The 25212-nt window shown below is 71.5% G+C and carries 26 protein-coding genes and 1 pseudogene; 19 read left to right on the top strand and 8 right to left on the bottom strand.

The window, feature by feature from the left end:
• The first annotated feature begins 100 nt into the window (after positions 1-100).
• Genes ABGB12_RS18595 through ABGB12_RS18585 form a run of 3 tightly spaced genes read left to right on the top strand, consistent with a single transcriptional unit; the run spans position 101 to position 1789 of the window.
• The gene (locus tag ABGB12_RS18595; RefSeq protein ID WP_347679519.1) at positions 101-499 is read left to right on the top strand and encodes a phage holin family protein; all 399 of its coding nucleotides are present in this window, start codon (positions 101-103) and stop codon (positions 497-499) included.
• Complete coding sequence (locus tag ABGB12_RS18590) at positions 489-1361, top strand: alpha/beta hydrolase (RefSeq protein WP_347679517.1); 873 nt, start codon at positions 489-491, stop codon at positions 1359-1361. The genes ABGB12_RS18595 and ABGB12_RS18590 overlap by 11 nt, the downstream gene beginning before the upstream one ends.
• Positions 1358-1789: a DUF309 domain-containing protein gene (locus tag ABGB12_RS18585; protein ID WP_347679515.1), complete on the top strand. Its 432-nt coding sequence runs from the start codon at positions 1358-1360 to the stop codon at positions 1787-1789. Before ABGB12_RS18590 ends, ABGB12_RS18585 begins: the two co-directional genes overlap by 4 nt.
• A gap of 3 nt (positions 1790-1792) precedes the next feature.
• On the opposite strand, the gene ABGB12_RS18580 is transcribed toward ABGB12_RS18585, so the two are convergent.
• From ABGB12_RS18580 to nth, 3 genes are all read right to left on the bottom strand, one after another.
• Positions 1793-2989, bottom strand: a complete 1197-nt coding sequence (locus ABGB12_RS18580) for a MarP family serine protease (protein ID WP_347679513.1) — start codon at positions 2987-2989, stop codon at positions 1793-1795.
• Between the two features lie 85 nt (positions 2990-3074).
• Positions 3075-3668, bottom strand: coding sequence for a CoA pyrophosphatase (locus tag ABGB12_RS18575; RefSeq protein ID WP_347680647.1), 594 nt, complete (start codon positions 3666-3668; stop codon positions 3075-3077).
• 77 nt (positions 3669-3745) lie between these two features.
• Positions 3746-4486, bottom strand: coding sequence for an endonuclease III (nth, locus tag ABGB12_RS18570; protein WP_347679511.1), 741 nt, complete (start codon positions 4484-4486; stop codon positions 3746-3748).
• Between the two features lie 211 nt (positions 4487-4697).
• Between nth and ABGB12_RS18565 the strand changes: the two genes are divergently transcribed.
• From ABGB12_RS18565 to ABGB12_RS18555, 3 genes are read left to right on the top strand one after another with little or no spacing between them, the layout of a single operon-like run.
• Complete coding sequence (locus ABGB12_RS18565) at positions 4698-5444, top strand: hypothetical protein (protein WP_347679509.1); 747 nt, start codon at positions 4698-4700, stop codon at positions 5442-5444.
• Entirely contained in the window at positions 5441-5923 is a 483-nt protein-coding gene (locus tag ABGB12_RS18560) for a sigma-70 family RNA polymerase sigma factor (protein WP_347679507.1), read from the top strand. The genes ABGB12_RS18565 and ABGB12_RS18560 overlap by 4 nt, the downstream gene beginning before the upstream one ends.
• 28 nt (positions 5924-5951) lie before the next feature.
• Positions 5952-6923 carry a L,D-transpeptidase gene (locus ABGB12_RS18555; RefSeq protein WP_347679505.1) on the top strand — a complete coding sequence of 324 codons (972 nt, stop codon included), beginning with the start codon at positions 5952-5954 and terminating at the stop codon, positions 6921-6923.
• 36 nt (positions 6924-6959) lie between these two features.
• Here ABGB12_RS18555 and ABGB12_RS18550 read toward each other — a convergent pair whose 3' ends face one another.
• Entirely contained in the window at positions 6960-7493 is a 534-nt protein-coding gene (locus ABGB12_RS18550; protein WP_347679503.1) for a class I SAM-dependent methyltransferase, read from the bottom strand.
• A 156-nt stretch (positions 7494-7649) separates the two neighbouring features.
• Here ABGB12_RS18550 and ABGB12_RS18545 point away from each other — a divergent pair, with 156 nt between their 5' ends.
• Together ABGB12_RS18545 and ABGB12_RS18540 are read left to right on the top strand one after the other, a co-directional pair.
• Positions 7650-8465, top strand: a complete 816-nt coding sequence (locus tag ABGB12_RS18545) for an S-methyl-5'-thioadenosine phosphorylase (protein WP_347679501.1) — start codon at positions 7650-7652, stop codon at positions 8463-8465.
• Positions 8462-9532 (top strand): NAD-dependent epimerase/dehydratase family protein, encoded by a 1071-nt coding sequence (locus tag ABGB12_RS18540; protein ID WP_347679499.1) that lies wholly within the window; start codon positions 8462-8464, stop codon positions 9530-9532. The genes ABGB12_RS18545 and ABGB12_RS18540 overlap by 4 nt, the downstream gene beginning before the upstream one ends.
• Before the next feature lie 63 nt (positions 9533-9595).
• On the opposite strand, the gene ABGB12_RS18535 is transcribed toward ABGB12_RS18540, so the two are convergent.
• The gene (locus tag ABGB12_RS18535) at positions 9596-10069 is read right to left on the bottom strand and encodes a hypothetical protein (RefSeq protein ID WP_347679497.1); all 474 of its coding nucleotides are present in this window, start codon (positions 10067-10069) and stop codon (positions 9596-9598) included.
• 137 nt (positions 10070-10206) lie between these two features.
• Between ABGB12_RS18535 and ABGB12_RS18530 the strand changes: the two genes are divergently transcribed.
• Together ABGB12_RS18530 and ABGB12_RS18525 are read left to right on the top strand one after the other, a co-directional pair.
• Complete coding sequence (locus tag ABGB12_RS18530; protein ID WP_347679495.1) at positions 10207-11499, top strand: DUF2064 domain-containing protein; 1293 nt, start codon at positions 10207-10209, stop codon at positions 11497-11499.
• Positions 11496-12179 (top strand): class I SAM-dependent methyltransferase, encoded by a 684-nt coding sequence (locus ABGB12_RS18525; RefSeq protein WP_347679493.1) that lies wholly within the window; start codon positions 11496-11498, stop codon positions 12177-12179. The genes ABGB12_RS18530 and ABGB12_RS18525 overlap by 4 nt, the downstream gene beginning before the upstream one ends.
• Here ABGB12_RS18525 and ABGB12_RS18520 read toward each other — a convergent pair.
• Positions 12106-13506, bottom strand: a complete 1401-nt coding sequence (locus ABGB12_RS18520; protein WP_347679491.1) for a hypothetical protein — start codon at positions 13504-13506, stop codon at positions 12106-12108. The two genes, ABGB12_RS18525 and ABGB12_RS18520, sit on opposite strands and share 74 nt — an antisense overlap.
• A 114-nt stretch (positions 13507-13620) precedes the next feature.
• On the opposite strand from ABGB12_RS18520, the gene ABGB12_RS18515 reads away from it, so the two are divergent.
• On the top strand, positions 13621-14742 hold the full coding sequence (locus tag ABGB12_RS18515; RefSeq protein WP_347679489.1) for a molybdopterin-dependent oxidoreductase: 1122 nt from the start codon (positions 13621-13623) through the stop codon (positions 14740-14742).
• Positions 14742-15161 (top strand): hypothetical protein, encoded by a 420-nt coding sequence (locus ABGB12_RS18510; RefSeq protein WP_347679487.1) that lies wholly within the window; start codon positions 14742-14744, stop codon positions 15159-15161. The genes ABGB12_RS18515 and ABGB12_RS18510 overlap by 1 nt, the downstream gene beginning before the upstream one ends.
• A 4-nt stretch (positions 15162-15165) precedes the next feature.
• Here the strand turns inward: ABGB12_RS18510 and ABGB12_RS18505 are convergent, their stop codons facing one another.
• The gene (locus tag ABGB12_RS18505) at positions 15166-15732 is read right to left on the bottom strand and encodes a type 1 glutamine amidotransferase domain-containing protein (RefSeq protein WP_347679485.1); all 567 of its coding nucleotides are present in this window, start codon (positions 15730-15732) and stop codon (positions 15166-15168) included.
• Between the two features lie 3 nt (positions 15733-15735).
• Positions 15736-16281, bottom strand: a complete 546-nt coding sequence (locus tag ABGB12_RS18500; protein ID WP_347679483.1) for a ferritin-like domain-containing protein — start codon at positions 16279-16281, stop codon at positions 15736-15738.
• 140 nt (positions 16282-16421) lie between these two features.
• Here ABGB12_RS18500 and ABGB12_RS18495 point away from each other — a divergent pair, with 140 nt between their 5' ends.
• The 7 genes and pseudogenes from ABGB12_RS18495 to ABGB12_RS18465 all read left to right on the top strand — a co-directional run bounded on the left by ABGB12_RS18495 (position 16422) and on the right by ABGB12_RS18465 (position 25073).
• Positions 16422-17150, top strand: coding sequence for a (2Fe-2S)-binding protein (locus ABGB12_RS18495; RefSeq protein ID WP_347679481.1), 729 nt, complete (start codon positions 16422-16424; stop codon positions 17148-17150).
• 79 nt (positions 17151-17229) lie between these two features.
• Complete coding sequence (locus tag ABGB12_RS18490) at positions 17230-17619, top strand: helix-turn-helix transcriptional regulator (protein WP_347679479.1); 390 nt, start codon at positions 17230-17232, stop codon at positions 17617-17619.
• 41 nt (positions 17620-17660) lie between these two features.
• Positions 17661-18371 carry a molybdate ABC transporter substrate-binding protein gene (gene modA / locus ABGB12_RS18485; RefSeq protein ID WP_347680645.1) on the top strand — a complete coding sequence of 237 codons (711 nt, stop codon included), beginning with the start codon at positions 17661-17663 and terminating at the stop codon, positions 18369-18371.
• A 3-nt stretch (positions 18372-18374) separates the two neighbouring features.
• Positions 18375-19151, top strand: a complete 777-nt coding sequence (gene modB, locus ABGB12_RS18480; protein WP_347679477.1) for a molybdate ABC transporter permease subunit — start codon at positions 18375-18377, stop codon at positions 19149-19151.
• A gap of 47 nt (positions 19152-19198) precedes the next feature.
• Positions 19199-20230 carry an ABC transporter ATP-binding protein gene (locus tag ABGB12_RS18475; protein WP_347680643.1) on the top strand — a complete coding sequence of 344 codons (1032 nt, stop codon included), beginning with the start codon at positions 19199-19201 and terminating at the stop codon, positions 20228-20230.
• Between the two features lie 97 nt (positions 20231-20327).
• Positions 20328-24233, top strand: coding sequence for a bifunctional nitrate reductase/sulfite reductase flavoprotein subunit alpha (locus tag ABGB12_RS18470; RefSeq protein WP_347679475.1), 3906 nt, complete (start codon positions 20328-20330; stop codon positions 24231-24233).
• Between the two features lie 154 nt (positions 24234-24387).
• Positions 24388-25073 (top strand): annotated as a pseudogene (locus tag ABGB12_RS18465) (Crp/Fnr family transcriptional regulator).
• The last annotated feature ends 139 nt before the right edge of the window (positions 25074-25212 follow it).

Below are 25212 nucleotides of genomic sequence, written 5' to 3'. Positions count from 1 at the left end.
GAGAGAGTGGCCCTGACGGCCTCGGCGACGGCCGTCAGGGTGTTCCGCTTCCGGGTACGGCACCACGCGCCCTGAGCACCGGTACCGAGAGGGAGTTCTCATGACTCGACCGAACGTCGAGGACCAGAGCCTCGGCGAGCTCGTCGCGGCGGCGACCGGCAACGTCCAGAAGCTGGTCCGGGCCGAGCTGGAGCTCGCCAAGCTCGAGCTGAAGGCGGACGCCAAGAAGGCGGCGATCGGCGGTGGCCTGTTCGCGATCGCCGGCCTGATCGCCGGTGTGATCGTCATCCTGATGTCGATCTCGTTCGCGTACATGCTGGTCGGGCTGGGCATGTGGCACTGGGCGGCGTTCGCCACGGTCTCCGGGCTCTACCTGCTGCTGGCCGCCGTCCTGATCTTCATCGGCTGGTTGCGGATCCGCAAGATCGACGGAGCGAGGCGCACCCGGCAGACCCTCCAGGACGGCGTGAAGATGCTCAAGCGCTCCCGTGACCACTGAGATCGAGGGTCCCTGGACTCACCGCGACGTCAGCGCCCGAGGCACCCGGTTCCACGTCGCCGAGCTGGGCGAGGGGCCGCTGGTGCTGCTCCTCCACGGCTTCCCCGAGTCCTGGTGGAGCTGGCACCACCAGCTGGTCTTCCTCGCCGAGGCCGGTTACCGCGCGGTGGCCGTCGACCTGCGGGGATATGGGGGAAGCGACAAGCCCCCTCGCGGTTATGACCTCATCACCCTCGCCGGAGACGCAGCCGGGCTGATCCGCGCGCTCGGCGAGGCCAACGCGGTCGTCGTCGGCCACGACTGGGGCGGCCTGATCGCCTGGACGACCGCCGTGTACCACCCGAAGGTCGTGCAGCGTCTGGTCGCCGTCTCCGCCCCGCACCCGCTGCGCCTGCGGCAGTCGCCCTGGACGAACTGGATGGCGCACACCGCCCTCTACCAGCTTCCGATGTGGCCCGAACGCGATCTGGTCAAGAACGACGCGGAGCGGGCCGCACGCCTCCTGCACCACTGGTCGGGGCCTGGCTGGCCTGACTCGACGACCGAACGCAATGTACGGGACGCCATACAGATCCCGGGGGCGGCGCACTGCGCACTCGAGTACCACCGCTGGCTGGTACGTTCCACGCCCCGTCCGGACGGCATCCGTTACGGGCACCGTATGGCCGCGCCCGTCCTGGCTCCCACGCTGCACCTTCACGGCATGCTCGATCCCGCGATCCCTCCGTACGCGGCTCAGGGGTCGGGCCGTTACGTCGAGGCGCCCTACTCCTGGAAGCTGATCGAGGGGGCCGGTCACTTCCCGCACCAGGAACGCCCGCAGGCGTTCAACGACGCCCTTCTGTCGTGGCTGAGTGAATGACCGCGTCCGACCGCGACCGCGACCGGTCCGGGCGTCCGCGTAACGCCCGTCCCAGGGACGCGTACGGTCGCCCTCTCCCGTACGGCGCCGAAGGCGTCCCGACGATGCCGGACGAGCTGGAACTCGGCTCGGAGGAGACCATCGGCGAGGCGCAGCGCCTGCTGGACGCCGACCGTCCTTTCCACGCGCACGAGGTGTTGGAGGCGCGCTGGAAGGCGTGTCCCGAAGAGGAACGCCCGCTGTGGCGAGGGCTCGCGCAACTCGCGGTCGGCGTCACCCACCTGCGCCGCGGCAACGAGAGGGGCGCCCAAGCGCTCTTCAGCCGCGCCTGTGCGGTCCTGGGGGCTTACACGGGCCCCCGGCACGGCCTGGACGTACCGGGGATCATCCGAGGCGTGAAGGAGCGCCGGGAACTCCGGCTCCGCTGACCGTCACCCGGCGCACTTCTGGGTGTACGCGGGCTGGACGGCGTTCTGGCCCACCTGGACGTCCGGCGCCACCTCTTCGGCGGTCAGCGCGTACCCGGTGTCGGAGTCGTGCTCGCGGGCCGCGAAGATCACCCCGAACACCCGTCCGTCCTCGGCGAGCAGCGGGCCGCCGGAGTTGCCCTGCTCGACCCTGCCGCGCAGCGCGTAGATCTCGCGGGTGACCTGGGATCCGCCGTAGATGTCGGGCCCGTTGGCCCGCTGTCGGGCACTGATCTTTGCGGCCCGCACCGTGTAGGGCCGGTTCTTCGGGAAGCCCGCCACGACCGCGGCGTCCCCCCGCTTGGCCTCGTGGTCGAACTGCAGGGCCTGGGCCTTCAGCCCCGGAACGTAGACGACGGCGATGTCGCGCTTGGCGTTGTAGAGGACGACTCGTCCGCGGAGTTCGCGGGAGGCCACCTGGACGGACAGCGAACCGCGGGTGCCCGCCACCACGTGGGCGTTGGTCATGATCCGCTCGGGTGCGAACACGAAACCCGTGCCCTCGATGCGCTTTCCGCAGTCCGGGGCGGTGCCGATGATCTTGGCGATGCTGTAGCGGGCGCTGCGCAGGGCCGGCGAGGTCTCCACGGACTTGTCGGGCGGACCCACATCGACCAGCGGTTCTCCCCCCAGACCGTTGAAGACCTTGGGGAACTCGGTGCCGTCCACGAACTTGTCGAACGACTCGGCCCACTGGTCGGCCGCGTACGGCATGAGGTTGTCCACGGCGTCGAGCACGGCCGAGTTGTGAACCTGCTTGGCCACCACGCGGATGGGCGACTGATCGAGGAGGACGATCCCGATGAACCAGGCGACCAGCAGCAGTGACATCACGCTGACCACCGCGCCGCCCGCGGCGTCCACGACCCTGGCGTTGTCGCCGGTGACGCGGTTGCGCAGCATGGCCCCCGCGGACGAGGCGAGAAGCTGCCCGAACGTCGCGGCGAGGAAGGCTATGACGATCGCCAGCAGCGCCTGCTGGGCGGCGCCCTCCACCACCCACTCGACGAGGGGCGGGGCGATGACGACGCCGAGGATCCCGCCTCCGACGAAGCCCACGAAGCTCAGCAGGCCCACGATGAAGCCCTGCCGGTACCCCGAGACCGCGAAGAGCACGATCAGCGCGAGCAAGATCAGATCGAGTACGTGGTCGCCCAACACCGCTTCAAAGTACAGGGAGAACGCGGGTTTTCCAGTCCTCTGGAGGGAGGAGATGACATCCCAGCGTGTCACCGTACAGGGTGATTCATCCCCTGGCGGCCAGATTCAGGACGTCCGGAGGCAGGTCCTCGATCCGCTCGGTGTCCCACGGCACCGCCCAGCCGCCGGCATCCAGCAGCCGGTCCAGCAGGCCCGCGGTGAACCCCCACACGAGCATGTCGCGCACCCTGAAGGCGGGGCCGACGAAACCGCCCGGAGCACGCAGCGCGACCCGGTTCTCCGGGGCGACCAGCTCCCCGATGGGGACGCGCGCCACCGCGGCCACCTCTCCGGGATGCCCCGGGGAGACGTCGGACGGGTCGTGCCACCAGGCCGCGACGGGCGTCACCCGGAAGTTGCTCCGCGACAGGTACAGCTCCGGCAGCGCGTCCAGGACGGTCACCCCGTCGGGATCGACCCCGGTCTCCTCCTCCGCCTCCCGCAGGGCCGCGGCGATCGGGCCGCCGTCCTCGGGGTCGATCGCGCCACCGGGGAAGGCCGGCTGGCCCGCGTGCTTCCTCAGGGTCGCGGCGCGCTCGATCAGCAGGACGTCGGGGCCCTCAGGGCCCTCGCCGAAGAGCACCAGCACCGCCGCGGGACGGGCGGCCGGCGCGGGCCGCAGGAAGGCCGGGACGTCCAGCTTCGGCGCCCGTTCACGGAACAGGTCGAGCCATGAGGGGATCACGCTCGGGGCAACGTTCCCCGGCACGGAATTATTCACGCGAACGACCTGTCTCTGATCAGCTTGGCGGCGACCTCGGGATCGGTGGGGCCTTCACCATACGACGGGCAGTCCGGGGCCAGCGGGCAAGCCCCGCAGGCGGGCCGCCGGGCGTGGCAGCGCCGCCGCCCGTGCCAGATCAGCCGGTGCGAGAGCATCGTCCAGTCCCGCTTCTCGAACAGCTTCGCGATCTCCTGCTCGACCTTCTCCGGGTCCTCCTCGGCGGTCCAGCCGAAGCGGCGCGCCACCCGTCCGAAGTGGGTGTCCACCGTCAGGCCCGGCACCCCGAAGGCGTTGCCGAGCACGACGTTCGCCGTCTTGCGTCCGACCCCGGGCAGCGTCACGAGGTCCTCGAGACGGCCCGGCACCTGCCCGTCGAAGCGGTCCCTCAGCCCCGCGGCCAGCCCGATGATCGACTTGGTCTTCGCCCGGAAGAACCCGGTCGGCCGGATCAGCTCCTCGACCTCCTGGGGGTCCGCCGCCGCCAGGTCCTCGGGGGTGGGGTACTTCGCGAAGAGCGCCGGGGTCGTCAGGTTGACCCGGGAGTCCGTCGTCTGCGCGGACAGCACGGTGGCGACCAGCAGCTGGAAGGGGTCGGCGAAGTTCAGCTCGCAGTGCGCGTCGGGATATGTCTCCGCCAGCATCCGGTCCATCCGCCGAGCCCGCCGCACCAGCCCCAGCCTGGTCTCCTTCTGGAACCGTCGGGTCCTCTGCCGCGAGGGCACCTGCGTCGCCATAGCGCCAGAGTAGGACCTCCGGCCCGGTGCCCGCCCGGGCAACGGCCATCCGCCGCGGCGACATCGGCACACCCGGTGGTGGCATCGGTGTGCCCCGGGGCCGGCCGGGCGGCCATGACACCACTGCAGCAAATGTGATCTAACACACACCCGTCACGATACGCGGCTTGCCGGACATGTGATGGTGAGTACAGAGATCAAGGAGTCGCCGGTGCCCCCCACGGACAGCGGGCTGAACGCGATGCTCGAGGCGAGCCGGCCCGTCACGGATGCGCAGCTCGCCGAGGATCCGCAGGTGAGCGCGCTGCTCGCCGAGATCGGCCGGGGGATCGCCGCCCGGCCGCGGTTGAGGCTGCTCGGCGGTGGCGGCCGCCGGCGGTCGGTGGTCGCCGCCGCGGCCGCCGCGGCGGCGGTGATCGCGATCCCGGTGGCGATCGTCGACCGGCAGGACGGACGACCGGACGTCCAGAGGGTCGTCACCGCGCCGCCGACATCGACGCCGGCCGGGCCCCCATTGCGCACCGGACGGTTCGAACCGCTCGAAGACGGGCCGGACCACAGCGAGTGGCTGAACCTGGAGAGCCCCGAACTCCCCGCCGCGATCGAGGAGTTCGGCAGCGAGTTCCCGCTTCCTCCCGGACAGGACTGGAGCTTTCTACAGCGCCCCGGCCTCTGGCGGGGCCAGACGCAGGAGACCTCGCTTCGCCGCGGCATCGCCGCCCAGGCGAGGTGCCAATGGATGCGCTACTGGAAGGTCAGCGGCCCCAGCGGCCGCGAGGCCGCCCGGAAGATGCTCGTCCGGACGCGGGAGTGGAGCGTCTACCACGATTGGCAGTGGACTGACCAGACCGAGTTCGACACGATGCTCCACCAACTCGAGAAGGACGACGACCGTCTCCTCCGGAAACAGCTCGATGAGTTCTGCGACGTCCGTTACTACTTCGGAGAAGTCGAGTGAACGGGGCCCGTTTCGAGGAGCTGTACGCCGCCCACAGCCACCGGATCCTCGGCTTCTTCCTGCGCCGTGTCGAGCCCGGCGAGGACGCCGCCGACCTGGTGACCGAGGTCTTCACGATCGCGTGGCGCCGCATCGCGACCGTGCCGGAAGGCGAAGAGGCCAAGCTCTGGCTCTACGGCGTCGCGAGGAAGGTCCTGGCGAACCACCGGCGAGGGTCCGTCCGGCGGCATCGGCTGGCCGAACGGCTTCGCGAGCATCTGGCGGCGAGCCAAGGCGACGACGGCGGATCTCACGTACGCCAGGCCCTGGCCCGCCTCCCCCAGAAGGACAGGGAAGTGCTCGCCCTCAGCGTCTGGGAGGGGCTCAGCGCCCCCGAGATCGCACATCTGCTCGGGCTCAGGCCCGAAGCCGTCCGCAGCCGTCTGGCACGAGCACGAGCCAGGCTCCGCGACGAGTTGTCGCCACAGCCCGCCGGCTGACCCGCCCCTGTCGAGACCGGAGAACCCCATGCGCGGCATCCCCCTGCTCTGCTCCCTTTTGATCTTTTCGGCCGGATGCGCGGCGTCCCCCGCCGCGACTCCCGCCGAACGTCCCTCCGCTGAACGCCCCTCCGCCGGGCCTCCGGCGGAGACCGCCCGCCGGGCCGCGGCACAGACCGGATTGATCAAGATCACCGATCTGACGCCCCGGCCCGGTGAGAAGGTCGGCGTCGGCATGCCGATCATCGTCAGGTTCAACCATCCGGTACCGGACAAGAAGGCCGTCGAGCGGGTCCTGTCCGTCTCATCGACGAAGTCGACGGTCGGCGCCTGGCACTGGACGAAGAACGCCCAAGGCCGACAGCTCGCCATCTTCCGCCCGAAACGCTGGTGGCCCGCCGACCAGAAAGTCGTCTTCGAAGCCCGCCTCAAGGGGGTGAAGGCCGGAAAGAACCTGGTCGGCGGAGCCGACGCGAGACTTTCCTTCAAGATCGGCGACGAGCATGTGGTGAAGGCCAGTGCCAGGACTCACGTCGCGAAGGCGTATCGCGACGGCGAGCTCGTCCGTGAATGGAACGTGAGCATGGGCGCCGGAGGGAACAGGCGGGCGGACGGCGTCGACTACTGGCAGACGGCCAGCGGCATCCACCTCGTCATGGACCACAAGAGAAGGGAACGCATGCGGTCCGGCCCCCAGGACAAGGAGGACTGGGACGTCTGGGTCGACTACGCCACCCGGATCTCGGCCAGCGGCGAGTACATCCATGAGAGCAACGGCCAGTTGTGGTGCCTCGGCCGCCAGAACTGCAGCCACGGTTGCGTCCGCTCCAGCCGCTCCGACGCCGCATGGTTCTTCCGCTGGTCGTACCGGGGCGACCCCGTCGTGATCACCGGCACCGAGCGGAAACTGCCGTGGGACAACGGCTGGAGTTACCACCAGATGCCCTGGAAGCGGTGGCTGGCCGGAAGCGCGCTCAAGACCCCCGTCGTCACCTCTTGAGGAACGGCGGCGTTCGTCAAGAGGTTCGCGAGTCGGTCACGGACGGGCCGGGCGCTCACCCGGTTTGGTGGAGGAGAGCCCGGCACCGCGAGGATCGTCGAGCGGTGTGACGCCGGTGAAGCCGTGGGCTTCGAGGGCCGCCGTGATGGGGGAGATCACGCGGTCGCCGGTCGTCGGGCCGGATGCCCCGTACAGGATGAGGAGGCGGCCGCCCGGACGCAGCGCCCGGGCGAGCACGGCGAGCTCCGCCGCGGGGTCGCGGGTCCAGAAGAGGTTGACGTCGACGGAGAAGACCGCGTCCAGACGGCCCGGCGCGACGTCCAACGCGTCGAGCGCGCACTGGCGGACCTCGAGCCGGCCGGCGTCCATATGGGCGGCGTTGCGCCGGAGGGTGCGCTGAACGGCGACGGCCGACCTGTCGATGGCGAGCAACCGCCCGGCGTCCAGCCGCGCGCACACCAGTTCGGCGGCCGCGCCCGGCCCGCAACCGATTTCGAGGAGGTGCTCGTCCGCTCCGGGATCGAGCACCTCCACCGCCCACCGGGCCCTCTCGGGGATGCTCGCGCTCAAGGCAGGTCCTCGCTCCCGTATTCGGACGTGTTCACGTGCCCTCTAGGTAGGTGCCGACGGTACCCGCCGATCCGCGATCCGGTGAGGTTCTTACCGATCGCGAACGATCATGTCGGGTCGGGGCCTCCCCGGCGGAAGCGCTCCTATGGTGACGCCGTGGCTGAGATCAGATGGGGTGTCATCGGCGGGTCCGGGCTGTACGAACTGCTGGACGACGTGGAGGAGGTGAGGGTCTCCACGCCGTTCGGGGAGCCCAGCGACTCGCTGTTCGTCGGCGAGGCCGGCGGGCGCGAGGTGGTGTTCCTGCCCAGGCACGGGCGAGGGCACCGGGTGCCGCCGCACCGGATCAACTACCGCGCCAACCTGTGGGCCCTGCGGTCGCTGGGAGCGCGGAGGATCCTCGCGCCGTCGGCGGTCGGCGGACTGCGGGCGGAGTACGGTCCGGGGACGCTGCTCGTCCCGGACCAGTTCGTGGACCGGACGTCGGGCCGGGCGCAGACCTTCTACGACGGACGGCCCGGCCTGCCCGAGGCCATGGAGCGCGTCGTGCACGTCTCGCTCGCCGACCCCTACTGCCCGGACGGCAGGGAGGCCGCGCTCGCCGCGGCCCGCGCCCACGGCTGGGAGCCGGTGGACGGCGGCACGCTCGTGGTGATCGAGGGGCCGAGGTTCTCCACCCGGGCGGAGTCCCGCTGGTTCGCGGAGAACGGCTGGGCCGTCGTGGGGATGACCGGCCATCCCGAGGCGGTCCTGGCCCGTGAGCTGGCCCTGTGCTACACCCCCCTGTGCCTGGTGACGGACCTCGACGCGGGCGTCGAGCGGGGCGAAGGCGTGACGATGGCCGAGGTGTTCGCGGAGTTCTCCCGCAACGTCGACCGGCTCAGGTCCGTCCTGTTCACCGCTTTGGAGAACCTCCCGTCGCGACGGGACTGCGACTGCTCCCGCGCCCTGGACGGAATGGAGACGGCATGAACATCCTGGTCACCGGAGGAGCCGGTTTCATCGGAGGCGCCGTGGTGGAACGGCTGCACACGCAAGGACGCCGCGTCCGGGTCCTGGACGCGCTGCTGCCCGCCGCGCATCCCGCCGGAGCGCCCTCGGCCGTCGAGGCGGCGTACGCGGAGGGAGTCGAGTTCCGGGTCGGGGACGTGCGGGACGTCGAAGCCGTGGAGTCCGCGCTCGACGGGATCGACGTGGTGTGCCACCAGGCGGCGATGGTCGGGCTGGGAGTGAATCTGGACGACGCGCCGGATTACGTCGGCTGCAACGACCTGGGGACCGCGGTGCTGCTGTCGGCGATGGCGCGGCGCGGCTTGACGCGGCTGGTCCTGGCCGGGTCGATGGTCGTCTACGGCGAGGGCCGGTACGAGTGCGAACGGCACGGGGAGGTGGCGCCGGGCCCCAGATCGAGATCCGATCTCGACGCGGGCCTGTTCGAGCCGCCCTGCCCTCATTGCGGAGCGTCCCTGAAGCCGGGGCTCGTGGGTGAGGACGCTCCGCTGGATCCGCGCAACGTCTACGCGGCGAGCAAGGTCGCGCAGGAGCATCTGGCCTCGGCGTGGGCTCGCGCGTCCGGCGGGCGGGTGGTCACGTTGAGGTACCACAACGTGTACGGCCCCGGAATGCCGAAGGACACCCCGTACGCGGGGGTGGCCTCGTTGTTCAGGTCCGCGCTGGCGCGGGGCGAGGCGCCCCGGGTGTTCGAGGACGGCGGCCAGCGGCGCGACTTCGTCCATGTCGACGATGTGGCGGGCGCGAACGCGACCGCCATCGCGGCCGTCGGGGGCTTCGCCGAGGGAGAGGTCCGGGCCTACAACGTCGGCAGCGGTGACGCGCACACCGTCGGGGAGATGGCCGCCGCGCTGGCCCGAGCCCACGGCGGACCCGCTCCGCGCGTGACCGGCGAGTACCGGCTGGGCGACGTCCGGCACATCACCGCGGACTCGTCCCGTCTCCGCGACGAGCTGGGCTGGCGCCCCGAGGTCTCCTTCGCCGAGGGCATGCGAGCGTTCGCCGTCGAGCCCCTCCGAGGCGGCTGAGCCGCCCGGACGGAGAGGGACGCCCCGCCGCGGCTTCCCGACGGGCCCGAACCGAGCCGGGCGTCAGGAGCGGGTGATCTCCAGGAGGTCGTCGGCGAGGCCCGCGATCCGGTCGACCTGGGAGCGCAGGTGCTCCGGGGCGTCCGAGGCGTCCAGGGCGTCGCGGAGTCCGGCCAGGGGCGCCTGGAGGTCCCGGGAGACCCAGGCGACGAGCTCCCGGCGGGCCGCCTCGTGGGCTCGGGCCCGGCGGCGGTCCGCCGCCGCCTGGCGGCCGAGGAGCCAGGCCGTCAGCAGCGACGTGCCGGCGCCGACGGCGAGGACCACGAGCATGACGGCCAGGTCGTGCCCGGACAGGTACATCGCCTGGGTGACGGAGAGAGTGCCGGCCGCCGTCGCGAGCAGGGTGACGGCCCAGAGCGCGAACAGCGGCAGGTTCTCGAAGCGCCGCAGGAGGAGCCGCGTCGCCGCCCATCCCAGAATGCCGGTCGTGCCCGTGCCGAGGGCCGCCACGCCCGTGACCGCGACCAGGTCCGTCATCGGGCCTCCTTTCCATGATCGATGTTTCCGGAGGATAGGGACGGGTTCGCGGGCCGGGCCGGGTCGGGCCGCGGCCGTAGGCGTTCCGTAAGAACTTCTCCGGGCCCTCTTGAAGATCACATCGTTAGCGTGGGTCCATGAGCGTCGATGTGGTGTTGCCCTGCCTGGACGAGGCCGAGGCCCTGCCCTGGGTCCTGGGCCGGATGCCGGACGGCTGGCGGGCGGTCGTGGTGGACAACGGGTCGTCCGACGGTTCCGCGGAGATCGCGCGGGCGCTCGGCGCGCACGTCGTCGAGGAGCCCCGGCGGGGGTTCGGGGCGGCCTGCCACGCCGGGCTCCGCGCCGCGACCGCGGAGATCGTCTGCTTCATGGACTGCGACGGTTCGCTCGACCCCGCCGAGCTGCACCGGGTCGTCGACCCGGTCGCGGCGGGCGAGGCCGATCTGGTCCTGGCGCGCAGGCGGCCCACGGCGCGCGGCGCCTGGCCGCTGCACGCGCGCCTGGCCAACCTGGAGCTGGCGCGGCGGCTGCGGGCCCGGACGGGAGCCCCGCTGCACGATCTCGGCCCGATGCGCGCCGCGCGGCGCGAGCGGCTGCTGGCGCTCGGGCTGGGGGACCGCAGGTCCGGTTACCCGCTGGAGATGGTGCTGGCCGCGTCCGCCGCGGGCCTGCGCATCACGGAGGCGGAAGTCGGCTACCGGCCCCGCGCCGGGCGTTCGAAGGTCACCGGGACCTTGCGCGGTACCCGCCAGGCGATCGCCGACATGCGCGCGGTGCTGGCCGCCCCTCCGCCGACGCTGCTCGTCATCGCCAAGGAGCCGGTGCCGGGCCGGGTCAAGACCCGGCTGACCCCGGCCCGCACCCCGGAGCAGGCGGCTTCCCTGGCCGAGGCCGCGCTGGCCGACACCCTCGCGACCCTGGACACGGTCCCCGCCGGCGAGCGCGTCCTCGTCCTGGACGGCAGGCCGGGACCGTGGCTGCCGTCCGGCTGGCGGGTGGTGCCGCAGGTGGAAGGCGGTCTGGATGTGCGGCTCGCGGCGGCCTTCGCCCGCGCGAGACGGGACGTTCCCGCCTTCCTCGTCGGCATGGACACCCCGCAGATCTCGGGTGAGCTGGTGGCCTCCCCGCTGTCCCCCGCGGCCCGCCGGGGGGTGGACGCCTGGTTCGGGCCCGCGGCCGACGGCGGTTTCTGGGCGCTCGGCCTGGCCCGGCCCGAGCTCGCCGCGAGCCTCCTGCCCGGGGTCCCCATGTCGACCGACCGCACCGGCGAGGTGCTGCTGTCGCGCATGGAGGCGGCCGGGCTGCGCGTCCGCCACCTGCCGGAGCTCACCGACGTCGACACCGCCGAGACCGCCGACCAGGTGGCCTTCCTCATCCCCGGCAGCCGGTTCGGCGCCCTCTGGTCCGCTCTGCCGGTGGTGTCCCGATGATGGACGTCGCGGAGCTCTCCGCCTCCCCCTGGACCGGCGACGACCCCTTCACCACGGCGATCAGGGCGGGCAAGGGGCCTCTCTGGCTGCGTGAGGAGAACGGCCGGCGGCACCGCCTGGACGTCGGACGCTGGTGCGGTCCCGTGGACGCCGCCGACCGGAGGCTGCTCCAGCGGAGCGCGCGGGACGGCGGCCCGGTCCTGGACGTCGGCTGCGGCCCGGGACGGCTGGTGGCCGAACTGCTCGCCCTGGGCGTCCCCGCTCTCGGCGTGGACCTGGCCGAGGCCTCGGTCAGCCGCACCAGGTCCCTGGGCGCCGCGGCGCTCTGCCGGTCGGTGTTCGACCGGCTGCCCGGGGAGGGCCGCTGGAACGCGGCGCTGCTGGCCGACGGCAATCTCGGCATCGGCGGGGATCCGGTCCGGCTGTTCGCCAGGATCGCCGGGCTGCTCGCGCCCGGAGGCCTCCTGTTCGTGGAGGTGGAGGCCACCGACGTCGACGAGCGCCTGACCGTTCAGGTCGAGGACGGCGCGGGACGCCTGGGCGCCCGGTTCGTCTGGGCCAGGCTCGGCGCGGACGCCGCCGTCCGGCACGCGGCCCGCGCCGGCCTCACCGAGCGGGAACGATGGGACGACCGGGACCGGCGCTTCGTCGCGCTCTCAGCCGGGGCACGGACGTCCTGAGCGCCTGCCCGCCCACCACGGCGGCCAGGGCCAGGCCGTAGGCGGTGTCCTGCGCTTCGAGCCCGTGCAGGTAGACCACCTGCCCCGCCATCGGCACGCCCAGCCACTCCCACCGGCCGTCCAGGACGATCAGGCCCACGAGCAGCAGCCCGTACCAGGGGTAGCCGGGGGTGAGGGCGAGCAGCGCGACCCCGAACACCAGCAGGGCCCCGCTCCACGGGCGGAGCGGATCGCCGAAGCGGAGCACGTAGAGGACCGCCGCCAGCACCATCACCGCCGCGGCGATCGCCGCGTGGTCCTCGGAGACGACCTGCCGGAGGAGCGCGAAGCGCTTCAGCTTCTCGGAGTCGTACCCCTCTTCCTTCAGGTATCCGGGCAGGTATCCCAGCACTCCGCTGCCCGAGGCCAGCACGTGCGGGACGTAGGTGAGCGCGACGACCGCCAGAGCCGTGACGGGCAGGACGAGGTCCTTGAGCCGTGGCCGCCGGGCGAACATCCCCGACATCGCCCCAGGGACGGCCAGCGCCGGGATGAGCTTGGTGGCGATGGCCGCGCCCAGCAGCGCGCCGCCTCCGACGAGCCTGCCCCGGGCGGCCAGGGCGAGGCCGCCGACCACCAGCAGCACACCCAGGGTGTCCACATGGGCGTCGTTGACGGCCCACACCGTGACGCCGGGGAACCATCCCCACAATGCCGCCTGCCAGCGCCGTTCCGAGGGGAGCAGCCACAGCAGCAGCGCGCACAGCGAGAGCGCGAGCACGGCTCCCCCGACCTGCGCGGCCCGGACGCCGTATCCGCCTCCGAGCCTGTAGAGGACCGCGAAATAGCCCTCCGCCACGGGCGGGTAGATCGTGGGCACGGTGGGCCGGTTGACGTGGCTGCAGAAACCCGCCTTGGCCTTGCGCAGGTCCCAGCCCTTGCAGTCAGTGCCGACGGGGAACAGTTCCGGCGCCCGCGCCCTGAGCTCGGCGAGTTCGGGTGCGGCGGGAGGGTGCGCGTAGGGCGAGATCCCCTCCGCCTGCACGCGGCCGTCCCACAGGTAGCGGTAGGAGTCGTCGCTGGTGCGCGGCGGCTCCAGGAGGCCCGTCGCCAGCACCGCCACGGTCCCCGCGAGCACCAGGAACGGGACGAGCGCCCGCCGGACGGACCTCAGGGCCACGACGGCGACCGCGAAGAACCCCAGGGCGATCGGATACCAGTGGTCCAGCGGATCGGTGTCACGCAGGGTTCCCCCGGAGGTGAACGCCTCGGCCATGGCCCAGGGCAGGGCCGCGAGCGCCGGAACGCAGACGAGCAGGGCGATTCTGGGTCGCCAGGAAGGACTCACCCGGCCAGACTGGCAGCGTCTCTCCCGCGAACCCCGTCCTGGCGGGGAGACGTTCGCGGTCTGTAAGCAGGTTTCGGTATCTTCCACGCCCGCTCCGGTGGTCCGCTGGTGGACATGAACACCGAGTTCTTCCGCAAGGGGCCGTTCCGTCTCTTCCAGGAAGGCGCGTTCCCGTCGCGGCTGCACGAGCCCCGGCCGGCCGTGGTCCTGGGCCGCTGGCTCGGCGCGGCCCTGGTGGTCTGCTTCGTCACCGGCCTGATCAGCCATGCTCTGCAGGAGTGGGGCGGCCGGCTGCCGTCCCGGCCCGTCGACGGCTACCGCGTCACCCAGGGCCTGCACGTCATCAGCGGGCTGGCGATGATCCCGCTGCTGGGCGCCAAGCTGTGGACGGTCTACCCCCGCCTGTTCGAATGGCCTCCGATACGGAGCGTGCTGCATGCTCTGGAACGGCTCGGCATCGCGCTGCTGGTCGCCGCGATGCTGCTGGAGCTGTTCACGGGACTGCTCAACACCGTCCAGTGGTATCCGTGGCCGTTCCCGTTCCGGGAGACGCACTACTGGCTCGCCTGGACCGCGGTCGGAGGGCTGCTGCTCCACCTCGGCGCCAAAGCGCCCACGATCGCCGAACACTGGCGGCGTGGAGGCCCCGAGGTTCCGGGAAGGCGCGGGTTCCTCGCCGCCGTCACCGCGTCCGTGGGGCTGGTGACGGTCACGACGGCGGGGCAGACGGTGCCGTGGCTGCGCCACTTCGACCTCTTCGGCGCGCGCCGCCCGGATCTGGGACCTCAGGGGCTTCCGGTCAACCGCACCGCCGAGCAGGCGGGCACCGTCGAGATTCCCCAGGACTGGCGGCTCACGGTGAACGGGACGAACCGGGTCCGGCTGACGCTCGCCCAGTTGGAGGCGATGCCCCAGCACACCGCGCGCCTCCCCATCGCCTGCGTCGAGGGCTGGAGCTTCTCGGCCGAGTGGACCGGGGTGCGGCTGCGCGACCTGCTCGACCTGGCCGGCGTTCCCGAGGACGCCACCGTCAAGATCACGTCCTTGGAGCGCCGGGGCTACTTCCGCACCAGCGAGATGGCCTCCTCCTATGCCCGCGACCCGCTCACGCTGCTCGCTCTGCGGGTCAACGGCGAAGCCCTCGCCCCCGACCACGGCTACCCGGCGCGCATCATCGCGCCGAACCGTCCCGGAGTGCTGCAGACCAAATGGGTGAACCGCCTGGAGGCACTGTGATGATGCGGGCATACCGGGTACTGATGGTCCTCGCGGGCCTCGGCGTCCTCGCCTTCGGCCTGCACGGCCTGGTGAACGACCCGCAGATCGCCGAGCCCATGGACGTCCTGGTGTGGGCTCTGAGCGCCGTCGTCATCCACGACGGGCTCTGGCTGCCCCTCGTCTGCCTGGGCGGAGCGCTCCTCGCCCGGGACGCCGCGTTCCGCTTCGGGCTGATCGTGGCGGCCTCGGTCACCGCGGTCGCCCTGCCCGCCGTCCTGCGCGAGGACGTCGACCACGGCAACCCGACCCTGCTCCCCCTGCCCTACCAGCGCAACCTCCTGCTCGTCCTCGCCGGCTGCGCCGTCGCCGCCGGGGCCGCCTGGACCGTCAGACGGCTCCGGGCCCGGCGGTCCGCCGGGCGGACCACCGGCCGGTGAACGCTCAGTTCGCGGAGAAGACCTTGACGAAGGTCTCGTTGAAGGACGGGATGTCGTCGGGCTTACGACTGGTGACGAGGGTGTTGTTGCCCTTCTCGCAGACGACGACGGGCTCGTCGACCCAGGCGGCGCCGGCGTTCGACAGGTCGGTGTGGAGGCTCGGCCACGAGGTGAGCGTGCGGCCGCTGGCCTCGTGGGCCTCGATGAGCAGCCACGGGGCATGGCAGATGGCCGCCACCGGCTTGCCGTCGGTGAAGAAGCGCCGGACGAAGCGGACGGCGTCCGGGTTCATGCGGAGCATGTCCGGGTTGGCGACACCGCCGGGGAGGACCAGCCCGTCGTACTCGGAGACGTCGGCGGTGGACAACGGCATGTCGACCCGCTGCCTGGCGCCCTTGTCGAGGTGCTTGAAGAACTGGGCCTCGGCGCCCGCCCGGTCGACCGGCGAGATGAGCACCGGCCTGCCGCCCGCGGACTCCACCGCCCGCCAGGGCTCCTGCACCTCCACCTGCTCGGCGCCCTCGGGCGCCACCAGGAAGGCGATCACCTTTCCGCGCAGTCCGTTCGCCATGTGTCACTTCCCTCCCAACAGGTCGAGGAGGTCGTCGGCGTGCTCCTCCTCCTCGGCCAGGATGTCTTCCATGATCCGCCGGGTGGTGACGTCGTCGTCGCCGAGCCAGCGGATGATCTCCTGGTAGGACTCGATGACGATCCGCTCGGCCACGAGGTTCTCCTGCAGCATGCCCCTCAGGTCGCCGTCCGAGAACGTCTCGTAGGTCGTGTGGGAGCGCTCGGCCAGCGTCGCGGGGTCGAAGTCGGGGTCGCCGCCGAGCTGGCTGATCCGTTCCGCGGCGCGCATGGCGTGGTTCCGCTCCTGCTTGGCGTGCTCCCTGAACTCCGCCACCACCTGCGCCCGGTCGATCCCCACCGCCGCGATCGCGTGCTGGCTGTAGCGCATCCAGCAGACGAGCTCGGTGGCGATCACGTCGTTGAGCACTCCGATGACGTCTTCGGTGTTCTTGTCGTAGGACTCGGTCACCGGTCCGCTGCTCATCTTCTGCCTGGCGCGTTCGCGGATCGCGGCCACGTCGAGACTGAAGCTGTTCCCCGCCATGTACATCCCCCCGATGGAACTGACGACTACCCCCGTACGCGGAATCGTTACGCCTTCCCCCTACCCATCGCGATACCTCCTAACAACGGATCCCCTACCGCCCCGTGCCATGATGCGGAGAAAGACGAAAGAGGAACCTCACCGCGATGTCCCCGACCCCGGACCTCCACGAGGTCATGGCCGAGATCTCCACGATCAGCGGCTACTTCCACCTCTACACGGGCCCCGGCGACGCCTCCTGGCGTCCTCTGACGGACCTGCTCACCGACGTGTCCGCGCTGGAGAGGCGCATCGCCCACACCCTCGACCTGCTGGAGATCGACGAGCCCCGGGTCGGGGCCTCCCTCGTCCAGCAGGGTCTCGCCTCCCGCCTGTGGTCCCCGGTCTTCGGCGCCGCCGTCCTGTGCGGCCGGGTCCCGGCCTGGACGCCCGACCGGCTCCTCTGGCGCGATGTCCCCTCGGGGCCGATGCCCCTCCGCCTTCCCGATCCGCAGATCCGGACGGACGTCGACCTCGCCGAGGCCCTCTACGGAGACGTCGTGTCCTTCCTGGAACCCCTCGCCGACCTCCTCCGGAGCACCGTCAAGATCTCCCCCCGCCTCCTGTGGGACAACGCCGCCTCGGCCCTGGCGGGCACCGTCCAGGTCCTCGCCTGGTGGCGCCCGTCCCACGCCGCGGCCGCGATCTCCCTGGGCCGCCGCGTCCTGGCTCTCGGCCACCTCCAGGCCTCCGACCGGCTCCTCGAGCCCTCCCCCGGCCGGCCGTCCTTCACCCGCACCGGCTGCTGCCTCTACTACCGCGTCCCCGGCAGCGGCAAATGCTCCGACTGCGCGCTCCTCCCCGGCAGGACCAAAGAGCGGACGCGCAAATCCTAGAGACATCCCACATTTCATTGGCTGATGCAGGCTTGCATACGCCTTGAACCTCGTATCTGCGCAGAGGTATTTTCGTCGGGTGACGAACTTCCGGATCAGCGAGGCGGCCGAGCTGCTCGGGGTCAGCCCGGACACCGTGCGGCGGTGGGTGGACGGCGGAAGGCTCCCCGCCGCGCGGGACGCGCTGGGACACCGGGTGATCGCGGGGGCCGAACTCGCCGCGTTCGCGCGGGCCCAGGTCGAGTCCGGGGACGGCGAGGGACGGTCGTCTGCGCGCAACCGGTTCCGGGGAATCGTGACCGAGGTCCGCAAGGACAACGTGATGGCCCAGGTCGAACTGGCCGCCGGACCGTTCCGGGTGGTGTCCCTGATGAGCAGGCAGGCCGCCGACGAGCTGGGGCTGGAACCGGGCGTGCTGGCCGTCGCGGTGATCAAGTCCACGAACGTGGTCGTGGAGCTCCCCCGGTGAGGGCGCCGCTCCGCCGCCTGGTCGCGCTGGCGCTCCCCCTGATGCTGGCCCTGCCCTCCTGCTCGTCGTCCGACGGCGGATCCCGGACCGTCACGGTGTTCGCGGCCGCCTCGCTCACCGAGGCCTTCACCACGCTCGGAGCCGAATTCGAGGACGGCCATCCCGGCGTGAAGGTCCGGTTCAACTTCGGTTCCAGCGCCACCCTCGCCCAGCAACTCGTCCGGGGCGCGCCCGCCGACGTCTTCGCCGCGGCCAGCCCCGCCACCATGAAGACGGTCACCGACGCCTCCCTCGCCGGGAACCCCGCCGTCTTCGCGCGCAACCGGCTGGAAATCGCGGTCCCCTCGGCCGACCCCGGCGGGGTCGACGAACTCCGCGACCTCGCCGACCCGAAGGTCAAGGTCGCGCTCTGCGCCGAGCAGGTGCCGTGCGGGGCCGCCGCCGCCAAGGCCCTGGACGCGGCCGGACTCGACGTCACCCCGGTCACCCTGGAACAGGACGTCAAGGCCGCCCTCACCAAGGTCGTCCTCGGCGAGGTCGACGCCGCCCTCGTCTACCGGACCGACGTCATCGCGGCGGGCGGGAAGGTCAAAGGCATCGCCTTCCCCGAAGCGGACCAGGCGGTCAACGACTACCCCGTCGCCGCGCTCAAGGACGCCCCTTCCTCCGCTCTCGCCACCGAATTCGTGACGCTGGTACTGGCCGAACAGGGCAGAACCGTGCTCACCGAAGCCGGATTCGAAGTGCCGTAGGCCATGCGAAAGCGCGTCCCCTGGATGCTGGCGCTGCCCGCCGCGGCGGGATTCGCCTTCCTCGTCCTGCCGCTGGCCGGCCTGCTCGTCCGCGCGCCCTGGTCGACCCTTCCCGCCCGCCTGGCCGAACCGCAGGTCCTCCAAGCCCTGCGGCTCTCCCTGGGGACCGCCACCGCCGCCACGGCCGTCTGCCTGCTCCTCGGCGTGCCGCTCGCCTGGGTCCTGGCCCGCGTCGAGTTCCGGGGCCGCCGCCTCGTCCGCGCCCTGATCACCGTCCCGCTGGTGCTCCCCCCGGTCGTGGGCGGTGTCGCCCTGCTGCTGGTCCTGGGCCGCAACGGCCTGATCGGCCGCCATCTGGACACCTGGTTCGGCCTCACCTTCCCGTTCACCACGGCCGGCGTCGTCCTCGCCCAGATCTTCGTGGCCCTACCCTTCCTGGTGATCAGCGTCGAGGGCGCCCTCCGCGCCTCCGACCCCCGCTACGAGGAGGCCGCCGCCACCCTCGGCGCCTCCCGGTGGACGGTCTTCCGCCGCGTCACCCTCCCCCTCATCGCCCCCGGCGTCCTGGCCGGCGCCGTCCTGTGCTGGGCCCGCGCCCTGGGCGAGTTCGGCGCCACCATCACCTTCGCCGGCAACTTCCCCGGCCGTACCCAGACCATGCCCCTGGCCGTCTACCTGGCCTTGGAGACCGACCCGGACGCCGCCCTGGTCCTGAGCCTCGTCCTCCTCGCCGTCTCCCTCGCCGTCCTGGCCGCCCTCCGAGACCGCTGGATCCCCTGACCATGGGCCGGCGGGCGGAGAGATCCGGCGAGAAGGGAGTGAGCGGCGTGGGTCTGGCGGCGCGGCTGGGGGTGCGGCGGGACGGGTTCCGGCTGGACGTGGAGTTCGAGGTTGGCGCGGGGGAGGTGGTCGCGCTGCTGGGACCCAACGGGGCGGGGAAGACGACGGCGCTGCGGGCGCTCGCGGGGCTGGTCCGGCTGGACGAGGGATGGATCGAGCTGGACGGGAGGCGGCTGGAAGAGCGGCCGGCCGAGGAGCGGCCGGTGGGGATGGTCTTTCAGGACTACCTCCTGTTCCCGCATCTGTCAGTGCTGGAGAACGTGGCCTTCGGGCCCCGGAGCCGGGGCCGGTCCGCCGGGGAGGCCCGGAAGGCCGCCGCGGAGTGGCTGGAGAGGGTGGGGCTGGCCGGGTTCGCGCGGGCGAGGCCGAGGGAACTGTCGGGAGGGCAGGCCCAGCGGGTCGCGCTGGCGCGGGCTCTGGTCGGGGAGCCGGAGATGCTGCTGCTGGACGAGCCCCTGGCGGCGCTGGACGCCCGGACCCGTCTGGAGGTCAGGTCCGGGCTGCGCCGGCACCTGGCGGACTTCCCGGGGACTGCGGTGCTGGTCACCCATGATCCGCTGGACGCGATGGTGCTCTGCGACCGGCTGATCGTGATCGAGGACGGGCGGATCGTCCAGGAGGGCGCCCCCGCCGAGGTCGCCCGGCGGCCCAGGACCGACTACGTTGCCCGCCTGGTCGGCCTGAACCTCTACCGGGGCGCCGGGCACGGCGACCGGGTGGCACTGGACGGCCTGGAGCTGAGCGTGGCCGAGAGCGTCGAGGGCCCGGTGTTCGTCTCCTTCTCCCCGGCGGCCGTGGCGCTCTACCGGACGCGTCCGGACGGCAGCCCCCGGAACCTGTGGCGTTCCGTCGTCGAGAGCGTCGAGCAGCAGGGCGACCGCGTCCGGGTGCGGCTGGGCGGGCCGGTCCGGGCCATGGCCGACATCACCCCGGCGGCCGTCGCGGAACTGGCCCTCGGCCCCGGCACGGAGGTCTGGGCTTCGGTGAAGGCCACCGAGACCCACATCTATCCCGCCTGACCTCACCGAACCGCGGAAGCCGTTGTGTGACAGTCGTAACGTCTCGTTACCGACCGATGTCACATGACGGTAACGAGACGTTCCTACCTTGCTAGACGTGACTTCTACCAGCGTGAAGACGGTCTGCGCGTACTGCGGGGTCGGCTGCGGGATGGTGCTCGAAGTCCAGGGCGGCAAGGTCGTCAGGGCCTCGGGGGACAAGACGCACCCGGCGAACTCCGGCAGGCTGTGCACCAAGGGCGCGACCACCGCCGAGATGCTCGCCGCCCCCGGCAGGCTGACCACCGCCCTGCGCCACACCGACGGCGGCCCCGCGCGGCTGGACGCCGACGCCGCGATCACCGAGACCGCCCGGCGGCTGAGCGCGATCGTGGACGAGCACGGCCCGGACGCGCTGGCCTTCTACGTCTCGGGTCAGATGTCGCTGGAGGCCCAGTACCTGGTCAACAAGCTGGCCAAGGGCTTCGTCCGCACCAGCCGGATCGAGTCGAACTCGCGGCTGTGCATGGCCGGCGCGGGCACCGGCTACAAGCTCTCGCTGGGTTCGGACGGCCCTCCCGGTTCCTACCAGGACTTCGAGCACGCCGACGTCTTCCTGGTCATCGGTTCGAACATGGCCGACTGCCATCCGATCCTCTTCCTGCGCATGATGGAGCGGGTCAAGGCGGGCGCGAAACTGATCGTCGTCGACCCCCGCCGCACCGCCACCGCGGCCAAGGCCGACCTGTTCCTGCAGGTCAAGCCCGGCACGGACCTCGCCCTGCTGAACGGCCTCCTCCACCTGCTCGTGGAAAACCGCTGGATCGACGAGGAGTTCATCGCCGCGCACACCGAGGGCTGGGAGGCGATGCCGGAGTTCCTGGCGGACTATCCCCCCGAGACGGTCTCCGCGCTGACCGGCATCCCCGAGACCGACCTCCGCGAGGCGGCCCGGCTCATCGGCGAGGCCGGCGAATGGATGTCCTGCTGGACGATGGGACTCAACCAGTCCACCCACGGCACCTGGAACACCAACGCCCTGATCGACCTGCACCTGGCCACCGGCGCGATCTGCCGTCCCGGCAGCGGCCCGTTCTCCCTCACCGGCCAGCCCAACGCCATGGGCGGCCGCGAGATGGGCTACATGGGCCCCGGTCTGCCCGGCCAGCGCAGCGTCCTGTCCGAGGCCGACCGCCGCTTCACCGAGAACGTGTGGGGCCTGCCCGAAGGCACCCTCCGCACGGACGTCGGCAAGGGCACGATCGAGATGTTCGAGCGGCTCGCCGACGGCACGGTCAGGGCCTGCTGGATCATCTGCACCAACCCGGTCGCCTCGGTCGCCAACCGCAGGACGGTCATCGAGGGGCTGGAGACCGCCGATTTCGTCGTCGTCCAGGACGCCTTCACCGACACCGAGACCAACGCCTACGCCGACCTCGTCCTGCCCGCGGCCCTGTGGACGGAGGGCGACGGCGTGATGATCAATTCCGAGCGGAACCTGACGCTGGCCCGCAAGGCCGTCGATCCGCCCGGCCAGGCCCTCCCCGACTGGCAGATCATCGCCCGGGTCGCCTGCGAGATGGGCTACGCGGACGCCTTCTCCTACGAGAGCGCCGAGGAGGTCTTCGAGGAGATCAAGCTCTTCCACAACCCCGACACCGGCTGGGATCTGCGCGGCGTCACGTACGAGCGCCTCAAGCGGACGTCCGTCCAGTGGCCCGCCCCCTCCGCGGACGGCGACGACCGCAACCCCATCCGCTACCTGGACGGAGACGGCCTGCGCTTCGCCACTCCGAGCGGCAAGGCCGTCTTCTTCCCCCGTCCGCACGTCGACCCCGCGGAACTCCCGGACGACGACTATCCGTTCGTCCTCAACACCGGCCGTCTCCAGCACCAGTGGCACACGCTCACCAAGACGGGCAAGGTCGACAAGCTCAACAAGCTCAACCCCGGCCCGTTCGTGGAGATCAACCCCGCGGACGCCTCCGCGCTGGGCGTCTCCGAGGGCGACCAGGTGGAGATCGGCTCCCGTAGAGGCCGCGCCGTGCTGCCCGCCGTGGTCTCCGACCGCGTGCTTCCGGGCTCGTGTTTCGCGCCCTTCCACTGGAACGATCTGTTCGGCGAATACCTGAGCATCAACGCCGTCACCAGCGACGCCGTGGACCCGCTCTCCTTCCAGCCCGAGCTGAAGGTCTGCGCGGTGTCCCTCACCAAGGTCGCGGTCCCGGCCGCGCCCGACGTCCTCGATCTCGCCGATCCGGCCCCGCCGGTGCTGAGCGAGCGGGAACGGCGCTACCTGGGCGGCTTCCTGGCCGGTCTGAAAGCGGCTCCTCCCGCGCCCGGCGAGCTGCCCGCCCTCCCTCCGGACGCCCCCTTCTCCCCCGACCACACCCTGTGGATCAACGGGATGCTCGCCGGGATCTACTCGCGGACGCGGCCCGAGACCGCCCCGTCCGTCTCCGCCGAGCCCGGAACCCTCATCCTGTGGGCCTCCCAAACGGGCAACGCCGAGGAGTTCGCCGTCACGGCCGCTCAGAGACTCGCAGAGACGAGCAGGCAGGCGGTGCTGATCAGCATGGACGAGACGTCCCCCCAGGCCCTGCGAGAGGCGTCTGAGGTCCTGGTGATCACCAGTACGTTCGGAGACGGCGACGCCCCCGACAACGGCACCGGCTTCTGGGAGTCCTTGGCCTCCCCCGACGCGCCCCGTCTGGACGGCGTCCGCTACTCCGTCCTGGCCCTCGGAGACTCCAACTACGACGACTTCTGCGGCCACGGACGCCGCTTGGACGCCCGCCTGGACGAACTCGGCGCCGTCCGCCTCGCCCCTCGCATCGACTGCGAACCCGACTACGAGCCCCCGGCCCGGCAGTGGCTGGAAGAAGTCGTCCGAGCCCTGACAGGCGAGGCTCCCAAACCGTCCGTGACGTCCGCCCCCAAAAGCCCGTCCAAACCGAGGAACGCCCCCGTTACGGCACTCCTCAAGGGCAACCGCCTGCTCAGCCTGCCGGGCGCGTCCAAAGAGGTCCGCGAATTCACCTTCGACCTCACCGGAACGGGCCTCGTCTACGAGGTCGGTGACGCCCTGAGCATCCGCCCCCGGAACTGCTCGGACGTGGTGGAGGAGTGGCTGAAGCTCACCCGCATGGAACCCGGCGTCGACCTGTCGGAGTACGACCTCACCCGCATCACCCCCGCCCTGCTGCGCTTCCTGGCCGACCGTACGGACGATCGGACGCTGCGCAAACTGCTGCGTCCCGGCAACGAGAACGAACTCGCCCAGTGGAGCTGGGGACGCCAGGCCGTGGACGTGGTGGCGGAGTTCCCCGTCGAGGCCGCCCCCGAGGAGTGGCTCTCGGTGCTGAAGCGGCTCAGCCCCCGCAGCTATTCGATCTCCTCCAGCCCCCTGACGAACCCGGACGAGCTCCGCCTGACCGTCTCGGTCGTCCGGTTCGAGAACCCGCACGGCAGGATCCGCAAGGGCGTGGCCTCCACTTTCCTCGCCGACTCCGGCCCGGACACCCCCGTCTCGGTCTCCGTCCAGCGTTCCCCGCGCTTCCGGCCGCCCGCGGACCCGTCCACGCCGATGATCATGGTGGGGCCCGGCACCGGGGTCGCCCCTTTCCTCGGCTTCCTGGACGAACGTCTCGCCCGGGGCGCCAGGGGGCGCAACTGGCTCTTCTTCGGCGAGCAGCGCGAGGCCACCGACTTCTACTACCGGGAGAAACTGGAGTCACTCCGCGGTGACGGCTTCCTCACCCGGCTGGACCTCGCCTTCTCCCGCGACCAGAGGGCCAAGGTCTACGTCCAGGACCGGATGCGCGAGCACGGCGCCCGCCTGTGGGACTGGCTTCGGGAAGGCGCGCACTTCTATGTCTGCGGGGACGCGGCCCGCATGGCCAAGGACGTCGAGCGGGCCCTGATCGAGATCGCGGCCCTCCACGGGGGACTCTCCCCGGAGGCGGCTGCCCAGTTTGTCAAGAAAATGAGCTCCGACAACCGATACGTACGCGATGTGTACTGAAGTTACTCCTTAGTAAACTGATTTGCGGGATGCTGGCGTCGAAGCGCGCCGGCTCATCGGTAAAGTCAGGCCCGGCGCGCCAGGACCCCACGTTCACCAGCTCGGTGCGAGGTGCGTCACACTGGGCATATAAGTGTTCGGGAGGAGAAAAGGCGTGTCGGACCGCGACATAGAAGTACTCAACAAGGCCCCGCTCTTCGAGGCACTCGACGACCAGGCCACCAAGGCGCTGCGCGCCCATGTCAGCGAGGTGCGTCTGGCCCGCGGCCAGAGCCTGTTCCACGAGGGCGACACGGGCGACCGCCTGTACGTCGTGCTCGAGGGAAAGATCAAGCTGACCCGGATGGCCCCGGACGGCCGGGAGAACCTGCTCAGCGTGCTGGGCCCCGGCGAGATGTTCGGCGAACTGTCCCTCTTCGACCCCCGCCCCCGGACGGCCGGCGCGATCGCCGTGACCGAGTGCCGCCTGGCCGGGCTGGGCCACGACGATCTGCGCCCGTTCCTCACCGCGCACCCGGAGGTGGCGTCGCCCTCCTCCAGGCGCTGTCGGAGCGGCTGCGCAAGACCAACGAGGTGATGGCCGACCTGGTCTTCACCGACGTCCCCGGCCGCGTCGCCAAGGCGCTGCTCGACCTGGCCGAGCGTTTCGGCCAGCCGGGCGACAACGGCCTCCACGTCCACCACGACCTCACCCAGGAGGAGCTCGCCCAGCTCGTCGGCGCCTCCCGTGAGACCGTCAACAAGGCGCTGGCCGACTTCGCGGCCCGGGGCTGGCTGCGCATCGAGGCCCGCGCCGTCGTCATCCTCGACATCGAACGCCTGCGCAAGCGCTCCAAGTAACTCCCCGACGGACGTCCGGCCAGCGCCCCCTCAGCCCGCTGGTCCGGTCCGTCCCGACCCCCGCCTCGTGCCCTTCATCCCCCCGAGGCCGCTTCAGCCTGCCCTTCCGCCCGGACCCGCGCGTCGGCGAACACGGACG

It is taken from the genome of Actinocorallia sp. B10E7, assembly GCF_039871655.1.
GTDB lineage: Bacteria > Actinomycetota > Actinomycetes > Streptosporangiales > Streptosporangiaceae > Actinocorallia.
This window is presented reverse-complemented; position numbering and strand designations above follow the sequence as displayed.